The organism is Kitasatospora sp. NPDC085895 (assembly GCF_040702125.1).
Taxonomy (GTDB): domain Bacteria; phylum Actinomycetota; class Actinomycetes; order Streptomycetales; family Streptomycetaceae; genus Kitasatospora; species Kitasatospora arboriphila.
Map to the genome: position 1 here is coordinate 1 of NZ_JBFBJY010000014.1, position 16,449 is coordinate 16,449.

Consider the following 16,449-nt stretch of genomic DNA (forward strand, 5'->3'; position numbering starts at 1 on the left):
CGACGGCGAGCGCGGCGCCGGGGTCGCGGGGGGCGCTGCCGGAGACGCCGACGACGGTGGCCACGGCGAAGGAGCGCCCGGACGCGTGCCAGGCGGTGAGCTGCGCGGCGATGTCCTGCATGGGTGGGTGCTCCTTAGCACGAGGGTAACGGGGGAACGGGGTCGGCCGCCGTGCGGGAGCGGGGCTCCCGCACGGCGGCCGGGCGGTCAGTGCACGCCGAGCCACGCCTTGACGGGGTCGAGGGCGAAGTAGACGACGAAGACCGCGGTGAGGATCCACATCAGCGGGCCGGGCTCGCGCCACTTGCCGGTGCCGGCCTTGATCACGGTGTAGGCGATGACGCCCGCGGCGACACCGGCGGTGATGCTGTAGGTGAACGGCATCAGGACGCAGGTGAGGAAGGCCGGGATGGCGACCTCGCGGTCGGACCAGTCGATGTGCCGGGCCTGGCTCATCATCATCGAGCCGATGACGACCAGGGCCGCGGCGGCGACCTCGACCGGGACGATGCCGGCGATCGGCGAGAAGAAGAGCATCGCGGCGAAGAACAGGCCGGTCACGGTGGAGGCGAGGCCCGTCCGGGCGCCGTCGCCGACGCCGGTGGCGGACTCCACGAAGACGGTCTGGCCGGAGGCGCCGACCACACCGCCGACCGCGCCGCCGGCACCGTCGATGAACAGCGCCTTGGACAGGCCGGGCATCCGGCCCTTCTTGTCGGCGAGCCCGGCCTCGGTGCCGACGCCGATGATGGTGGCCATCGCGTCGAAGAAGCCGGCCAGGACCAGGGTGAAGACGGCGACCGAGGCGCTGATCGCGCCCATGCCCTTGCCGGTGAAGGCGCCGAAGAGGTCGACGTGGCCGAACAGGCTGAAGTCCGGGGCGGCGACCGGGCTGCCGGGCCACACCGGGGCGGAGTTGGCCCAGGTCTTGGCGGGCAGGTCGGTGACCGCGTTGACGATCATGGCGAGGACGGTGCCGCCGGCGATGCCGATCAGGATGGCGCCGCGGACGTTGCGGGCCAGCAGCACGAAGATCGTCAGCAGGGTGAGCGCGAAGATCAGCACGGGCCAGCCGGCCAGCTCGCCGAAGGGGCCGAGCGAGAGCGGGGTGGGGCCGCCCGTGTGCACGAAGCCGGCCTTGTAGAGGCCGATGATGGCGACGAACAGGCCGATGCCGATGGTGATGGCGTGCTTGAGCGGCAGCGGAATGCCGTTCATGATCTTCTCGCGGAGTCCGGAGACCACCAGCAGGACGATCAGCAGGCCGTAGATCACGCACAGGCCGAAGGCCTGCGGCCAGGTGGTGTGCGGCACGACGAGTGCGGAGATGGCGCCGGAGACGCTGAGTCCGGCGGCGAGGGCCAGGGGCACGTTGCCGACCACGCCCATGAGGATCGTGGTCACCGCGGCGGCGAGCGCGGTCGCGGTCGTCAGTGCGGAGTGGTCGAGCTTGACGCCGTTGACGTCCGCCCCGCTCAGGATGATCGGGTTGAGCAGGACGATGTAGGCCATCGCCATGAAGGTGGTGACGCCGCCCCGGAGCTCGGTCGCGAGGGTGGAACCCCGCGCAGAGATCTTGAAGTACGCGTCCAGCGGGTTCTTCGGGGTGACGACCGGCGGCGTGAGGGCGTCGTCGGTGGCAGGTCTGTCTTCAGTGGTACCGGGCTCTGTGGGGATCCGGGTCATGTCCACTCCCAAGGTTCAAAGGGGATTGGGGTGGGCGAGCCGACCTGAAACGCCGGGCTGTGGGAGGTAGGCGGAGCAGGGGGACTGTTCGACTCACGGAGGTACGCGGGGGTCCGCGTACCGGATGGGGTGGTGCGTGCCGCTGCCGGTCCCCGGCGTGGGTGGGGCAGCGGGTGGAGCACATCCGGTGTGTGGAGTTGTGGTGCGCCCCCGGGGCGGCGGGGAAGACGTGTCGCCGCCCCGGGGAGGTCCTGCGCGGTGTGGCTAGAGCGTCCCGGTGAGGTGCTCCGGCCGGACCGGCACCCGGTTGAGGGCGAGGCCGGTGGCGTTGCGGATCGCCGCGACGATCGACGGGGTGGCCGACACGGTGGGGGCCTCGCCGACGCCGCGCAGTCCGTACGGGGCGTTCGGGTCGGGGAGTTCCAGCATGTCCACCGGGATCGGCGGGGTGTCCAGGATGGTGGGGATCAGGTAGTCGGTGAAGGAGGCGTTGCGCACCTTGCCGTCCTTGACGACGATCTCCTCCATCACGGCGAGGCCGAGCGCCTGGGTGCAGCCGCCCTGGATCTGGCCGATCACCGAGAGCGGGTTCAGCGCCTTGCCGACGTCCTGGGCGGCGGTCAGCTCGACCACCTTGACCAGGCCGAGCTCCACGTCCACGTCGACCACCGCGCGGTTGGCGCAGAAGGTGTACTGGACGTGGCCGAAGCCCTGGCCGGTCTCCTTGTCGAACGGCACGGTCGGCCGGTGGTGGTGCTCACGGGTCAGGTCGATCGCCTCGTCGCCGAGCAGGTCGACCATGGGGACGAGCACGCCGCAGGTCTCCGAGACGACCTTGCCGCCGACCAGGGTGATGTCCTTGTGCTCCCAGCCGTAGCGGCGCCGGCCCTTCTCGATCAGCGCCTGCTTGACCGCCTCGGCGGCCAGCTTCACCGCACCGCCGGTCATGTACGTCTGGCGGGAGGCGGAGGTGGAGCCGGCCGAGCCGACCTCGGTGTTGGCCGGGTGGATGGTGACCTGCTCGACGCCGAGCTCGGTGCGGGCGATCTGGGCGTGCACGGTGACGCCGCCCTGGCCGACCTCGGCCATCGCGGTGTGCACCATGGCGACCGGCTCGCCGCCGATGACCTCCAGGCGGACCCGGGCGGTGGAGTAGTCGTCGAAGCCCTCGGAGAAGCCGACGTTCTTGATGCCGACCGAGTAGCCGATGCCGCGGACGATGCCCTCGCCGTGCGAGGTGTTGGACAGTGCACCGGGCAGGGTGCGCACGTCCAGGTTCTCCAGGTCGAGCGGCGGCGGCAGCGGCATGTCCTTGACCCGCTGCAGCAGCTCGGCGACGGGGGCGGGCGCGTCGATCTCCTGGCCGGTCGGCATGAAGTCGCCCTGGGTGACGGCGTTGATCTGGCGCAGCTCCACCGGGTCCATGCCCAGCTCGGCGGCCAGCTTGTCCATCTGCGACTCGTAGCCGAAGCAGGCCTGCACCGCGCCGAAGCCGCGCATCGCGCCGCAGCTCGGGTTGTTGGAGTAGAGGGCGATCGCCTCCATCCGCACGTTCGGGATGACGTACGGGCCGTGGCCGAGCGAGGCGGCGTTGCCGACCACCGCGGGGGAGGCCGAGGCGTACGCGCCGCCGTCCAGCACGATCCGGCAGTCGGCGAAGACCAGCTTGCCGTCCCGGGTGGCGCCGTGCTCGTAGGTCATCTTCGCCGGGTGGCGGTGCACGTGGCCGAAGAAGGACTCGTCGCGGGAGTACACGATCTTGACGGGCTTGCCGGTGTGCAGCGCCAGCAGGCAGGCGTGGATCTGCATCGACAGGTCCTCGCGGCCGCCGAAGGCACCGCCGACGCCGGCCAGCGTGAGCCGGACCTTCTCCTCCGGCAGGGCCAGCACCGGCGCCATCTGCTGGCGGTCCACGTGCAGCCACTGGGTGGCGATGTACAGGTCGACGCCGCCGTCCTCGGCGGGCACCGCGAGGCCGGACTCCGGGCCGAGGAAGGCCTGGTCCTGCATGCCGACCTCGTAGGTGCCCTTGACGATGACGTCCGCCGTCGCGCGGATCTCGTCGGTCACGCCGCCGCCGGAGACCAGCTTCTGGCTGTGGCAGATGTTGCCGGAGCCGTGCGACTTGTACTCGTGCGGCTCGTGCACGTAGCCGTACGTCTCCGGATCGAGGCACTGCTCCTCGGTGGTGATCGGGGTGAGCACCTCGTACTCGACCTTGATCTTCTTCACCGCGCGGCGGGCCGTCTCCGGGTGGTCCGCCGCGACCAGGGCGATCGCCTCGCCGTGGTAGCGGACCTTGTCGATGGCCAGCGCCGGCTGGTCCTGGATCTCCAGGCCGTAGTACTTGGAGCCGGGGATGTCGTCGTGGGTCAGCACCGCGTAGACGCCGGGCACCTTGAGCGCCTCGGAGACGTCCACCGAGAGGATGTTGGCGCGGGGGTGCGGCGAGCGCAGCGCCATGCCCCACAGCATGTCCTCGTGCCACATGTCCGAGGAGTAGGCGAACTCGCCCTTGACCTTCAGGGTGCCGTCCGGGCGCAGCGGGGAGCCGCCGATGCCGTCCTTGCTCGCCTGGTGGATGTTCTGCAGGTTCTTCTGGCCCTGGATGGTGCGGGTGCCGCTCATTCGGAGACCGCCTTCGCGCAGGTGCGGGCGGAGGCGAGCCGCACCGCGTCCATGATCTTCTCGTAGCCGGTGCAGCGGCACAGGTTGCCCGACAGCGCCTCGCGGATGTCGGTGTCGCTGGGTTGCGGGTCCTGGGCCAGCAGCGCGTCGGTCTGCACCAGCAGACCGGGGGTGCAGAAGCCGCACTGCACGGCGCCCGCGTCGACGAAGGCCTGCTGGACGAGACCCAGCTCGCCGTCCTCCTCGGTCAGGCCCTCGACCGTGCGGACCTCGCGGTCCTGCACCTGGCCGGCCGCGACCAGACAGGAGCACACCGGCACCCCGTCCAGGTAGACGGTGCAGGAGCCGCACTCGCCCTGCTCGCAGGCGTTCTTCGAACCCGGCAGGCCGACCCGCTCGCGCAGCACGTACAGGAGGCTCTCGCCCTCCCAGACGTCGTCGGCCTCGACGGGCTTGCCGTTGGCGGTGAACGTGACCCTCATGCCGCGCTCCTGATCTGCTTGCCGTAGTCGTTCCAGGTCCAGGTCAGCGTGCGGCGGGCCATCACGGCCAGCGCGTGCTTCCGGTAGTCCGCGGTGCCGCGGACGTCGTCGATCGGGGACGCGGCGGCGCGGACCAGCTCGCCGAACCGCTGGATCACCTCGGCGCCCAGCAGGTCGCCCGACTCCCACAGGCCGCGCTCGGCGAGCACGCCCTGCAGGTACTCCTCGGCCTCCACCGCGCGGCGCGGGGTGGGGGCGGCCGAGCCGATGCCGGTGCCGACCGTGCCGTTCTTCGGGTGCAGCGCGAAACCGAACGCGCAGACCGCGATCACCATCGCGTTGCGGGTGCCGATCTTGGAGAACTGCTGAGGGCCGTCCGCCACCGGGATGTGCACGGCGCGGATCAGCTCGTCCGCCTCCAGGCTGTTGCGCTTCACGCCGGTGTAGAAGTCGTCGATCGGGATCAGCCGGGTGCCGCGCACCGAGGCCGCCTCCACGAGGACGTCCCGGCCGGCCGCCAGCAGCGCGGGGTGCGAGTCGCCGGCGGGCGAGGCGGCACCGAGGTTGCCGCCCACGGAGCCCCGGTTGCGGATCTGCGGCGAGCCGACGGTGTGCGCCGCCAGCGCCAGGCCGGGCAGCGGTCCGGACAGCTCGTCGATGATCCGGCTGTACGGAACCGCGGCGCCCAGCCTCACGGTGTCGCCGTCGATCGACCAGGTGGCGAGGTCGCCGATGCGGTTCAGGTCGAGAATCGCGGATGGCCGGTGCACGTCGAAGTTCATCTCGACCATGACGTCCGTGCCCCCGGAGATGGGCAGCGCGGTCGGGTACTCAGCCTTCGCCGCGAGCGCCTCGTCCCACGTAGCGGGCCGAAGGAACTCCATGCGGGTGTCTCCTCAAGTCGTCGCCAACCGGACAGTGGGCACAGTGCCCCGAACTCGGTGTTCGGACCTTGCTACCGCTTCGTTGCCTCGGCGTTGAGCTCCGGTCACCGGGTTGTTCCGGTGGCGTGTGGCCAGTGAACCGCTGTGACGGGGCCCACTGGCAGTCACCGATGGCATGAAGCCCGCGCGCCGGTCCCGCCCGGCATCCTGTACGTTCCTCTAAGGCTGACAATTGCCCAGTCCAGCGGTTTCCCTACCGCCACCTACGACCGTAATCCGGCCGTGACGGAGAGGCGACGGGCCCGTGACCGGCCGGCCGCGCGGGACGTTCCGCCGAGGGCCGCGGACCTGGTGCACACTGTGAGGCCCCACATCCACCCGACCCCCACCCTCCAGCACGAAGGAGTCTGCGGATGCGTGTCCGCGACCTGCTCGCCCCCGGCGCCCCGCGGCTTCGGCTGCTCGCCGCCGAGGAAGAGCTCGACCGGCAGGTCAGCGGTGTGATGACCACCGACCTCCAGGACCCGGGCCGCTACCTGCACGGCGGCGAACTGGTGCTCACCGGCATGCTCTGGCGCACCGGCCCGGACGACTCCGAGCGGTTCGTCCGCACCATCGCGGCCGGCGGGGCGGTCGCGCTGGCCGCCGGCGAGGCCGAGGTCGGCCCCGTCCCCGAGGACCTGGTCGAGGCCTGCCGCCGGCACCGGATGCCGCTGCTCGTGGTGCCAGACGACGTCGCCTTCGGCGCGGTCGCCGAATACATCGGCCGCCAGGTCTCCGCCGACCGGGCGGCCGACCTCGCCGCCCTGGTCGACCGGCACCGGCTGCTGGTCTCCGCGGCCGGCGGCGGCGGCCTGGACGCCGTGCTCGACCTGCTCGGCGGCGACCTCGACCTGGACTGCTGGGTGATCGCCCCCACCGGCCGGGTGGTCGCCGGACCGGCCGACCGGCTCTCCGCCGAGGACCGCGACCAGCTCGTCCGCGCCCACCTCTCCGCCCAGCGCCAGCGCCGCCGCCCGCCGCACCGCGCCCGCCTCGCCGTCGGCGCCTACTCGCTGCTGCCCGCCCCCGCCGACCCCGGCGTCGAGGCCCCGCTCGCCGACTGGCTGCTCGTGGTCGCCGGCGACGTCACCGAGTGGACGGCCAAGCGCCAGCAGCTCGCCGAGAACCTCGCCCGGCTGGTCGCCGCCGAGCGCACCCGCCGCGACGAGGGCCGCCGGCTGCGCCGCCGGATCGCCGACGAGGTGCTCACGCTGCTCCGCCAGGACGCCGACCCGCTGGAGATCTCCCGCGCGCTGCAGGCCTCCGCCACGATGGCCGCCAAGTACGAGGGCGGCAGCCCCGACTCGGCCGACTCCTGGCTGATCCTCTCGGCCGAGGGCACCGGCCTGCCCGAGGGCACCGTCCGCGCCGTCCTGGAGGAGGCGCTCACCGACTCCACCGACCGGGCGCTGGTCGCCGGCGCCGGCAGCGGCGCCGTCGTGGTGCTGCCCGCCCCCGGCACCGCCGTCCCCGCGGACGCGCTGCGCGAGCTGCTGGCCCCGCTGGAGGCCGGCCTCGGCTCCGAGGGCCGGATCACCGTCGGCGTCTCCGCCCCGGCCAGCGAGGCCGACGGCCTGCGCGGCGCCCTGGAGGAGGCCCGGCACGCCCGCCGGATCGCCGCCGCCCGGGTCGGCCGGGTCTGCGTGGCCGGACCGGAGGAGCTCGCCTCGCACGTGCTGCTGCTCGCCGCCGTGCCGGACGAGGTCCGCCGCGCCTTCCGCAGCCGTCTGCTCGACAAGGTCATCGCCTACGACCTGGAGCACCAGGCCGACCTGGTGCGCACCCTGGAGGCCTTCCTGCGCTCCGACGGCTCCTGGACGCGCTGCGCGGCCCAGCTGCACGTGCACGTCAACACGCTGCGCTACCGGATCGGCCGGATCGAGGAGCTGACCGGCCGTGACCTCTCCCGGCTGGAGGACCGGGTGGACTTCTACCTGGCGCTGGAACTCGCCTGACGGGCCGTTGCCGGCCGCTTCCCCGGAACGCCGACGGGCCGCCCGCTCCCGGGAGGGAGGGGCGGCCCGTCGTGTGTCGCCGCGTCAGCGGGCGGAGCGTCAGTGCTGGACGGGGATGATGCCGGTCAGCCAGGTGAAGGCCTTCGGCAGCAGCGGCTTCCACACGTCCACCGCGTGCGGGCCGGTGGTCTCCACCACGGTCACGTCGGTCGGCGCCTTCGCCGCCTGCTGGAGGGCCAGACCGCCCTCGTAGCCGTCGCCCTTGTTGCCGCTGACGTACAGCGAGGTCTTCGGCGGATGGGCGGCCTTCTTGAGGATGTTCAGCGGGTTGGAGGCCTCGCGCAGCTGCGGGTTCTTGGCGGTCAGCGAGTCCGGCTCGGCGGCCGGGTCGTTGTAGCCGGAGAGGCTGATCCCGGCCCGGTAGCGGTCCGGGTGCTCCAGGGCGAGCTTGGCGGCGCAGTGGCCGCCGGCCGAGTAGCCGGCCACCGCCCAGCGGTCCGACGAGGTGTCGGCGCGGAAGTTGTCGAGCACCATCTTCGGCACGTCCCGGGCGAGCCAGGTGTCGGCGTTCACCTTGCCGGGCACGTCGGCGCAGCCGGTGTCGGTGCTGCGGCCGAGCAGCAGGGTGCGCGGCGACACCAGGATGAAGGGCGCGACCTTGCCCTCCTTCATCAGCGGCTTCAGCTGCTCGGACACCTTGAGGGTGCCGTACCAGGTGCTGGAGGAACCGGGGAAACCGGGGATCAGCTCCACCACCGGGAAGGTCTTGTCCTTGTACGCCGGGTCGTGGTACTGCGGCGGCAGCCAGACCAGCACCTCGCCGTCCACGCCGGACAGCCGGCCCTTGAGGTCGGTGCGCTGGACGTCCTTGGGCACCATCGGGTCGTCCACGCCCTTGAACTGCTGCAGCACCTTGGGCTCCGACTTGGCGTCCTGCGCGGGGCCGTCGGCCTGCACCTGCGGCACGGAGCGGACGTGGTTGCCGGTGCCCAGCAGGTCGTCCCAGTTGCCGTAGATCAGGTTGGCGTTGTTGACCATGACGAACACCATGGTGACCGCCGTCACCTGACAGGCCAGGATCATCATCAGTCTGGAGAGCACCTGGACCGGCTTCGGCCCGCGCACCCTGCCCCACAGCAGCAGCGCCGCCGCGATGGAGAGCGGCACGAGCACGATCGTGACGATCAGGAAGGGTGTTCCGGTCAGTTGCATCAAGGCTCTCGTATCCGGGTCGCTGGCAGCCCGGGCCCCCGCTCGCCCGTGCACGTTCCGATGTGATCAGACAGATGGAAACCGCGGTTCGGTTCCGCCCCAAACTGAGCAGAACCTGAGAGGAACATCACGTTTCCTTGTGAATCCCCCACGCGGCCCAGCCAAGTTTGCCAGCCCCCTGACCGAATCCCTCGAACGGGGCAGCACCTGCGGTCATTCGGATGAGGATTCGCCGGCAGTCGCGGCCGTGCCCGGACCGGACCCCGCAGCCGCGGCCGGACGCGGGAGGATGGCGGAGAGAGCACCGGCGCCCCGCCGCCCGACCCGAAGGAGCCACCGCCCCCGTGACCAGCCCGCACAGCACCCAGCGGCCGGCCGTCCTGCCCACCCTGTTCGGCCTCGGGCCGCGCAGCGCCGACCGCCGCCGACGCGCCCTGCCGCCCGGCGTCCTGCGGCTGCCCACCGTCGGCGTGGACATCGGCGGCACCAAGGTGGTGGCGGGCGTGGTCGACGGCGAGGGCCGGGTGCTGGACCGCGTCCGCACCGAGACCCCGCACAAGAGCAAGAGCCCCACGGTCGTCGAGGACGTCATCGTCGACCTGGTGCTGCAACTCGCCGACAAGCACGACGTGCACGCCGTCGGCGTCGGCGCCGCCGGCTGGGTGGACGCCGACCGCTCCAAGGTGCTCTTCGCCCCCCACCTCAACTGGCGCAACGAGCCGCTGCAGGAAGCCCTCAGCGAGCGGCTGCGCTTCCCCGTCGTGGTGGAGAACGACGCCAACGCGGCCGCCTGGGCCGAGTGGCGGTTCGGCGCCGGCCGCGGCGAGGACCACATGGTGATGATCACGCTGGGCACCGGCATCGGCGGCGCGGTCGTCCGGGACGGCTTCGTCGACCGCGGCAAGTACGGCCTGGCAGGCGAGTTCGGCCACATGCAGGTGGTGCCCGGCGGGCACCGCTGCCCGTGCGGCAACCGCGGCTGCTGGGAGCAGTACTCCTCCGGCAACGCGCTGGTCCGCGAGGCGCGGGGGCTCGTCGCCGAGGAGTCTCCCGTCGTCCAGCCGCTGCTCGCCCGGGCCGGCGGCACCGCCGAGGGCATCACCGGCCCGCTGGTCACCGAGGCCGCCCGGGAGGGCGACGCCGTCGCCGTGGAACTCCTCTACGAGGTCGGCCACTGGCTGGGCGTGGGCATCGCCAACCTGGCCGCCGCCCTGGACCCCGGACGGTTCGTCATCGGCGGCGGCGTCTCCGAGGCCGGCGACCTGCTGCTCGGCCCGGCCCGGGACGCCTTCAAGCGCACCCTGACCGGCCGCGGGTTCCGGCCCGAGGCCGGCATCGTGCACGCCGCCCTCGGCAACGAGGCCGGCCTCGTCGGCGCCGCCGACCTGGCCCGCCAGGTGGCCCGCCGCTTCCGCACCGTCAAACGGCGGAAGCGGTTCTCCTGACGGAGGAAGGCGCCCCTACGCGCCCCTGGGGCGCTGCCCCGAGGTTCCCCTACTTCAAGGGCACCGAGACCCAGGACGGGTCGTCGGCAGGGGAGCCGAAGACGAGGGTGGCGAGGGGCGGGTTGTGGGTGATGTAGAGCGGGTCGACGCCGTCCACGACCAGGGCGAGGCGGTGGCCGGCCGGGACGTCGTAGGCGGTGGCCTGCATCCGGACGTCGGCGGTGAACCGCTCGCCGGGGGTGCGGCCGAGGAAGGTGTACGGCGCGTGGGCGACCAGGCGGCCGGTGCCGAGGGCGTCCACGTCGTACAGGTAGGCGACCAGGCTGCCCTGCCCGGCCGAGGGCGTCACCCCGAGGTGCAGCCGCACCGATCCGCGGACCCGCTGCGCGGAGCCGTACGCCTCGGACTGCCAGACGGCCGCGACCGGCCGGGGGAGCAGCGGCACCGAGACCGTGGGCGGCACCTTGAGGAACTGTTCGGCCAGGTTGGACAGGAAGATCACCCCGCCGTCCGCACCGGAGTCGAGGGCGGTGGAGATCGGCGTGGTCCAGCCGGTGCGGGCGGGGCCGGCGGAGAGGGGGCCGGTGCCGAGCCGGTCGCGGCCGCCGAGGTTCAGCGTCCTGGTGGAGCCGGTGACGGACCGCCAGTCGGGGTAGTCCTCGTAGCCGTCCCGGAGCTGGGGCCTGATGTGGACGGGCGGCTGCCGGTCGATGCCGTTGTCGACGCCCTTGAGGTGGTGGTCGAGCCAGGCCCGGGTGTCCGTCCAGACGTCGTCGGGCAGGCCGGCCAGGCCGGTGGCCTCGGCGGTGGCGTGGTCGCCCGGCCGCAGTTCGAGGCGTTTGGGGCCGGTGAGCCGCTCGTAGAAGTCGGTGAGCTGGTTCGGCGGGAAGATCGAGTCGCCCCAGGCGTTGGCGAGCAGCACCGCGGTGCCGTTGCCGTTGAGCCGGTCGACGTAGGTGGCCGCGGAGCGCTGCGCGGCCCAGGCGCGGATGGCCGGCTCGTTCTCCCAGTCGCTGCCGAAGTAGCGGGTGAGGGTGGTCCGCAGTTCGTCGCCCGGACGGCCGGTCAGGTACCCGGCGACGGCGAGCAGTCCGGCGGACTGCAGGTGCTGGGTCTCGTCGCTGAACAGCGAGTCGGCGAGGTCGGCCCAGCCGCTGAGGGCGGCGACGGTGCGGATCCGGGGGTCGAAGGCGGCGCCGAGCAGGCTGATCCCGGCGCCGTAGGAGATGCCGGCCAGGCCGATCCGCTGCGGATCGGCGGTGGTGTGGGCGAGCGTCCAGTCGACGACCCGGGAGACGTCGGCGACGTCGGGCGGCCCGGCCACCTCGATCTCGCCGCCGGAGCCCCAGAAGCCGCGCGGGGTGTAGGAGACGACGACGTACCCCTGGGCGGCGAAGGCGCGCGCCTGGGCGAGGTACTCGAGGTCGTTGAGGCTCCAGCTGGACGGCAGGACGAGCAGCGGGTGGTGGTCGGCGCCGTCGCCCGGCTCGTAGACGTTGCCCTTGAGGACGGTGCCGCCCTCGCCGGGGATGTCGGTGAAGCGGAGCACCGGTGAGGCGTCGGCCGCGGCGCGGGCGGGGGAGGCGAGCGGAGCGAGGACGATCGGGGCGGTGGTCAGCAGGGCGGTGGCCAGCGCGAGGGCGGCGGCTCTCCGGCGTGCGCGTGCAGGCAGTGCAGGCATGGGGGCACTCCAAGGGACCGGTCTGCGGGGTGGGGGTGGGGGTGCAGGACCGAGCTGGTTCACCGGACGGTAGCTTGTTGGACGCGATGTCAGTAACGGGTCGGACGGTATCGGAGCGATAACGAAACTACTGACGGGTAGTGGCCTGAGGCGCTGTTGTCCTGTCCACCGCACCTGTGGCAGAACGGATAGCTGACGCTGCCTCAGGAGGCCCGCATGAGAGCTCTGGCCCGAATCGTCCCGCCGATCGCCCTCGTCGGCTGCCTGGTCCTCGGCGCCGTCGCCCCCGCCGGGGCGGCCCCCGCGGACGCGTTACGGAAGACACCGGAGGCCGTCGGGTGGGGCGGCGCCGTCGCCAGCGTCGACGCCGACGCCACCGCCGCAGGCATCGAGGTGCTGCGCCGCGGCGGCAACGCGGTGGACGCCGCGGTCGCCACCGCCGCCGCCCTCGGCGTGACCGAGCCGTACTCGGCCGGCATCGGCGGTGGCGGCTACTTCGTCGCCTACGACGCCCGCACCGGCCGGGTCTCCACCCTGGACGGCCGGGAGACCGCCTCCCGCACCGCCGACACCTCGCTCTTCCTGGACGCCGACGGCAAACCGCTGCCGTTCGCCGACGCCGTCACCAGCGGCCTGTCGGTCGGTGTCCCCGGCACCGCCGCCACCTGGGAGAAGGCCCTGAAGCTGTGGGGCACCCGCCCGCTCGCCGAGGTGCTGCGCCCGGCCGAGCGGATCGCCGACCGCGGCTTCACCGTCGACCAGACCTTCCGCGACCAGACCGCCGCCAACGAGGCCCGGTTCCGCGACTTCCCGGCCACCCGGGCGCTCTTCCTGCCCGGCGGCGCGCTCCCGGTGGCCGGCTCGACGCTCCGCAACCCCGACCTCGCCGCCACCTACCGCCGGCTCGGCCGGGACGGCACCGCGGCGCTCTACCGCGGCCCGATCGGCGCCGACGTGGTGAACACGCTGCAGCACCCGCCGGTCGACCCGGCCTCCGGCCGCACCGCCCGCCCCGGCAAGGTCGACCGCACCGACCTGGCCGCCTACCGGGTGCTGGAGCAGAAGCCGACCAGGGTGGCCTACCGCGGCACCGAGGTGTACTCCATCGCCCCGTCCTCCAGCGGCGGCACCACCGTCGGCGAGGCGCTCGGCATCCTGTCCCATTCGGACCTGGCCCACCTGGACGCCACGCAGTACTACCACCGCTTCCTGGAGGCGTCCCGGATCGCCTTCGCCGACCGCAACCGCTGGGTCGGCGACCCCGCCGCGCAGCCCGTCCCCACCGACCGGCTGCTCTCGCCGGCCTTCGCCGCCGCCCGGGCCTGCCTGCTCGACCCGGGCCGGGCGCTGACCAGCCCCCTCGCCCCCGGCGACCCGTACCACCCGGCCGCCTGCGGCTCCGCGGGACCCGCCGCCACCGAGGCGTACGAGGGCCCGAGCACCACCCACCTGACCGTCGCCGACCGGTGGGGCAACGTCGTCTCCTACACCCTCACCATCGAGCAGACCGGCGGCAGCGGGATCACCGTGCCCGGCCGGGGCTTCCTGCTCAACAACGAGCTGACCGACTTCTCCTTCACCCCGGTCGCCCCGGGCGTGCCCGACCCCAACCTGCCCGGGCCCGGCAAGCGGCCGCGATCCTCGATCTCGCCGACGATCGTGCTGCGCGACGGGCGGCCGCTGTTCGCCGCCGGGTCGCCCGGCGGGGCCACCATCATCACGACCGTGCTGCAGGTGCTGCTCGGCCGGATCGACCGCGGGTTGACCCTGGAACAGGCGATCGCCGCGCCGCGGGCCAGCCAGCGCAACGCCGCCACCACCGCCGCCGAGGCGGCCTTCCTGGCCCTGCCGGAGCGGGCCGGCCTGGAGGCGCTCGGCCAGGTGCTGGCGGCCTCCCCGGAGATCGGCGCCGCGACCGGCGTGGAGCGGTTGCCGGACGGCCGCTGGCGGGCGGCCGCGGAGCCGGTGCGCCGCGGCGGCGGCTCGGCGGCGGTGGTGCGGCCCGCCCGCTGACGGCCCGGGGTTGTCGGCGCCGGGCGGTATGTTCGGGGTGGGCGTCCGCCGGGCGCCCGCCCCGTTCGCGCGCACCGCCCGAACGGCCGTCCGCACCGTGTCGACATCGAGCCCGTACCACCGGGGAGGCCGCCCGCCGTGACCGTCCGCATCGCCACCTGGAACATCAACTCCGTCACCGCACGGCTGCCCAAGCTCCTGGAGTGGCTGGAGAGCGCCGCCCCCGACGTGCTCTGCCTGCAGGAGCTCAAGTGCGCCGCGGACGCCTTCCCCCACGAGGAGGTCCGGGCACTCGGCTACGAGACCGCCGCGCACGGCAGCGGCCGCTGGAACGGCGTCGCGGTGCTGTCCAAGCTGGGCCTGGAGGACGTCGTCCGCGGCCTGCCCGAGCAGCCCGGCTACCAGGCGGACGACGCGCTGCTGCCCGAGGTCGAGCCGCGCGCGATCGGCGCCACGTGCGGCCCCGTCCGGGTCTGGTCGGTGTACGTGCCGAACGGCCGCGAGGTCGACCACGCGCACTACCGCTACAAGCTGGCCTGGCTGGAGACGCTGCGGCAGTCCGTCCTGGAGGACGCGGCCGGCGAGCGCCCGTTCGCGGTGCTCGGCGACTTCAACATCGCCCCGAGCGACGAGGACGTCTTCGACCCGGCGGCCTTCGCCGGCCTGACCCACGTCACCGAGCCCGAGCGGGCCGCGCTCGCCGCCCTCCACGAGGCCGGCCTACAGGACGTCGTGCCCCGCCCGCTCAAGTACGACCGCCCGTACACCTACTGGGACTACCGCCAGCTCGCCTTCCCGAAGAACCGCGGCATGCGGATCGACCTGACGCTGGCGAACAAGGCCTTCGCCGACGCCGTCACCGACAGCTACGTCGACCGCGAGGCCCGCAAGGGCAAGGGCACCTCGGACCACGCCCCGGTCGTGGTCGACCTGGAGGTCTGAGGCGGCGGTCCGCACCCGCAGTGACGGTGCGAACCCGAACGGTCGCGTGCGGTGGCCGCGCGGGGCGGTGCTGCCTAGCGTCGGGCGTGACCGGGTGCAGCCGACCGACCACGGGGCGACCCCGCCCCCGGCCGCATCCGAGAACCTGGAGGTCCGGCATGCGCATCCCGCGTACCGCCGCCGTCCTCGGCACGACCGCCCTGCTCGCCCTCGCCGTGCCGACCGCGCACGCCGCGCCCGCGAAGGGGCCCGAACCGGCCAAGGTCACTCCGGCGCAGGCCGCCCCCGGCGAGAAGGTCACCGTCAACGTGGTCTGCCCGGGCAGCACGACGAAGACCATCACCGCCAGCTCGAAGGCGTTCACCGGCGGCACCGTCACGCTGACCGCGGGCCCGAACGGCACCTACACCGGCAGCATCGCGCTGCTCTCGGCGACCGAGCTCACCCTCACCGAGCAGGTCACCGAGAAGCCCGCCTCCTGGGGCGTCGACGGCAAGTGCCCCAACGGCGACGCGTTCACCGGCACCGTCGGCGTGCTGGCCCCGCTGACCCCGGCCGGCCACGGCACCGCGGCGCCCGAGCCGCACGGCAGCGTGGCCACCGGCGTCGGCGGCTCGGTCACCGGCACGAGTCCCCGGGAGCTGGCCACCGGCGGGGTGCTGGTCGCCGCCGGCCTCGGCGGCTTCTGGCTGCTGCGGCGCCGCGCCCCGCAGTCCTGATGCCGGCCAGTGCCCGCCCGCCCGGCGCCCCGTCCGATCAGGCCGGGGCGCCGAGTCGTGCCGCGTCGGCTCCGTCGATGGCCCGCGGCTCCGTCCGGGCCTCCTCGGCCCGCAGCGCACCGCGCGCCAGCAGGTACTGCGCTGCGATGTAGGTCGCCATCACCAGCACGTCGTGGCCGGGCAGCAGCTTCCAGCCGGCCAGCCGGACGGCGATCAGGCTGTCCGACAGCAGGAAGAGGCCGCCGCCGATCCCCGTCGCGAGCCCCAGCCCGGCCGAGGAGACCGCGGTGGACGCCAGCAGCAGGCTGTACGCCGCCACCGGGATCTGCAGCCCGCCGAGGTCCGGCCAGAGCTGGGAGATCATCGCCGCCCAGGCCGCCGCGTAGCCCGCGGCCACCAGCAGGGTCCGCCGCCGGTCCGTGAACGCGCCCTGCCCGGCGAACATCGTCACGTACGCGACGTGCGCCGCCGCGAAGGAGCCCATCCCGGCCAGGAAGGCGGTGTCCCCGCCCAGCTGCAGCAGCACGTCGCCCGCGCCGCTCGCCAGCAGGGCCGGCGCCAGCAGCTTCGGCGCCCGCTCCGCGGAGGCCAGGCTGTGCGCGGCCAGCAGCGGCATCAGGGCCGGCTTGGTGGCGTTCTGCAGCACGGTGGCGCCGGTGGCGATCGCCCCCAGGTGGGCCGCCGAGGTGGCGGCGAAGGCGGTGACGAGGCCGCGCGCGGCGCGCAGTCGTGCGGAGACGGTCATGCGGGGGTGCCCTCC

At 73.5% G+C, this 16,449-nt stretch carries 13 protein-coding genes; 5 read left to right on the forward strand and 8 right to left on the reverse strand.

Features of this window, described 5'->3' with window-relative positions; all coding sequences use genetic code 11:
- From AB0442_RS11615 to AB0442_RS11635, 5 genes are all read right to left on the reverse strand, one after another.
- A partial coding sequence (locus tag AB0442_RS11615) for an XdhC family protein (protein WP_366162431.1) occupies positions 1-121 on the reverse strand: 121 nt, incomplete at its 3' end.
- An 86-nt stretch (positions 122-207) separates the two neighbouring features.
- Entirely contained in the window at positions 208-1,686 is a 1,479-nt protein-coding gene (locus AB0442_RS11620) for an NCS2 family permease (protein ID WP_366162309.1), read from the reverse strand.
- 264 nt (positions 1,687-1,950) lie between these two features.
- Positions 1,951-4,314, reverse strand: coding sequence for a xanthine dehydrogenase subunit D (gene pucD, locus AB0442_RS11625; protein WP_366162310.1), 2,364 nt, complete (start codon positions 4,312-4,314; stop codon positions 1,951-1,953).
- Positions 4,311-4,796 (reverse strand): (2Fe-2S)-binding protein, encoded by a 486-nt coding sequence (locus AB0442_RS11630; protein WP_363488950.1) that lies wholly within the window; start codon positions 4,794-4,796, stop codon positions 4,311-4,313. The genes pucD and AB0442_RS11630 overlap by 4 nt, the downstream gene beginning before the upstream one ends.
- Positions 4,793-5,680: an FAD binding domain-containing protein gene (locus tag AB0442_RS11635; protein ID WP_366162311.1), complete on the reverse strand. Its 888-nt coding sequence runs from the start codon at positions 5,678-5,680 to the stop codon at positions 4,793-4,795. Before AB0442_RS11635 ends, AB0442_RS11630 begins: the two co-directional genes overlap by 4 nt.
- A 413-nt stretch (positions 5,681-6,093) precedes the next feature.
- Between AB0442_RS11635 and AB0442_RS11640 the strand changes: the two genes are divergently transcribed.
- Complete coding sequence (locus AB0442_RS11640) at positions 6,094-7,677, forward strand: PucR family transcriptional regulator (RefSeq protein ID WP_366162312.1); 1,584 nt, start codon at positions 6,094-6,096, stop codon at positions 7,675-7,677.
- 99 nt (positions 7,678-7,776) lie between these two features.
- Here the strand turns inward: AB0442_RS11640 and AB0442_RS11645 are convergent, their stop codons facing one another.
- Complete coding sequence (locus AB0442_RS11645) at positions 7,777-8,889, reverse strand: alpha/beta fold hydrolase (protein ID WP_366162314.1); 1,113 nt, start codon at positions 8,887-8,889, stop codon at positions 7,777-7,779.
- A 344-nt stretch (positions 8,890-9,233) separates the two neighbouring features.
- Between AB0442_RS11645 and AB0442_RS11650 the strand changes: the two genes are divergently transcribed.
- A complete protein-coding gene (locus AB0442_RS11650; RefSeq protein WP_366162315.1) occupies positions 9,234-10,334 on the forward strand; it encodes an ROK family glucokinase in 1,101 nt (366 codons plus the stop codon).
- Between the two features lie 49 nt (positions 10,335-10,383).
- On the opposite strand, the gene AB0442_RS11655 is transcribed toward AB0442_RS11650, so the two are convergent.
- On the reverse strand, positions 10,384-12,015 hold the full coding sequence (locus AB0442_RS11655) for a CocE/NonD family hydrolase (RefSeq protein WP_366162316.1): 1,632 nt from the start codon (positions 12,013-12,015) through the stop codon (positions 10,384-10,386).
- Between the two features lie 216 nt (positions 12,016-12,231).
- Between AB0442_RS11655 and ggt the strand changes: the two genes are divergently transcribed.
- The 3 genes from ggt (at position 12,232) to AB0442_RS11670 (ending at position 15,689) form a co-directional block, all read left to right on the forward strand.
- Positions 12,232-14,028: a gamma-glutamyltransferase gene (gene ggt, locus AB0442_RS11660; protein WP_366162317.1), complete on the forward strand. Its 1,797-nt coding sequence runs from the start codon at positions 12,232-12,234 to the stop codon at positions 14,026-14,028.
- 138 nt (positions 14,029-14,166) lie between these two features.
- Positions 14,167-14,970, forward strand: a complete 804-nt coding sequence (locus AB0442_RS11665; protein WP_344627974.1) for an exodeoxyribonuclease III — start codon at positions 14,167-14,169, stop codon at positions 14,968-14,970.
- 158 nt (positions 14,971-15,128) lie between these two features.
- Positions 15,129-15,689, forward strand: a complete 561-nt coding sequence (locus AB0442_RS11670; protein WP_366162318.1) for a hypothetical protein — start codon at positions 15,129-15,131, stop codon at positions 15,687-15,689.
- 37 nt (positions 15,690-15,726) lie between these two features.
- On the opposite strand, the gene AB0442_RS11675 is transcribed toward AB0442_RS11670, so the two are convergent.
- Positions 15,727-16,434: a lysoplasmalogenase gene (locus AB0442_RS11675; protein ID WP_366162319.1), complete on the reverse strand. Its 708-nt coding sequence runs from the start codon at positions 16,432-16,434 to the stop codon at positions 15,727-15,729.
- Positions 16,435-16,449: the final 15 nt, after the last annotated feature.

What these genes read in the sequence shown, in the direction of transcription:
- AB0442_RS11655 (WP_366162316.1), bottom strand. Translation starts at nt 12,015, where the DNA reads ATGCCTGCACTGCCTGCACGCGCACGCCGGAGAGCCGCCGCCCTCGCG.
- pucD (WP_366162310.1), bottom strand. Translation starts at nt 4,314, where the DNA reads ATGAGCGGCACCCGCACCATCCAGGGCCAGAAGAACCTGCAGAACATC.
- AB0442_RS11645 (WP_366162314.1), bottom strand. Translation starts at nt 8,889, where the DNA reads ATGCAACTGACCGGAACACCCTTCCTGATCGTCACGATCGTGCTCGTG.
- AB0442_RS11640 (WP_366162312.1), top strand. Translation starts at nt 6,094, where the DNA reads ATGCGTGTCCGCGACCTGCTCGCCCCCGGCGCCCCGCGGCTTCGGCTG.
- AB0442_RS11675 (WP_366162319.1), bottom strand. Translation starts at nt 16,434, where the DNA reads ATGACCGTCTCCGCACGACTGCGCGCCGCGCGCGGCCTCGTCACCGCC.
- ggt (WP_366162317.1), top strand. Translation starts at nt 12,232, where the DNA reads ATGAGAGCTCTGGCCCGAATCGTCCCGCCGATCGCCCTCGTCGGCTGC.
- AB0442_RS11630 (WP_363488950.1), bottom strand. Translation starts at nt 4,796, where the DNA reads ATGAGGGTCACGTTCACCGCCAACGGCAAGCCCGTCGAGGCCGACGAC.
- AB0442_RS11670 (WP_366162318.1), top strand. Translation starts at nt 15,129, where the DNA reads ATGCGCATCCCGCGTACCGCCGCCGTCCTCGGCACGACCGCCCTGCTC.
- AB0442_RS11635 (WP_366162311.1), bottom strand. Translation starts at nt 5,680, where the DNA reads ATGGAGTTCCTTCGGCCCGCTACGTGGGACGAGGCGCTCGCGGCGAAG.
- AB0442_RS11620 (WP_366162309.1), bottom strand. Translation starts at nt 1,686, where the DNA reads ATGACCCGGATCCCCACAGAGCCCGGTACCACTGAAGACAGACCTGCC.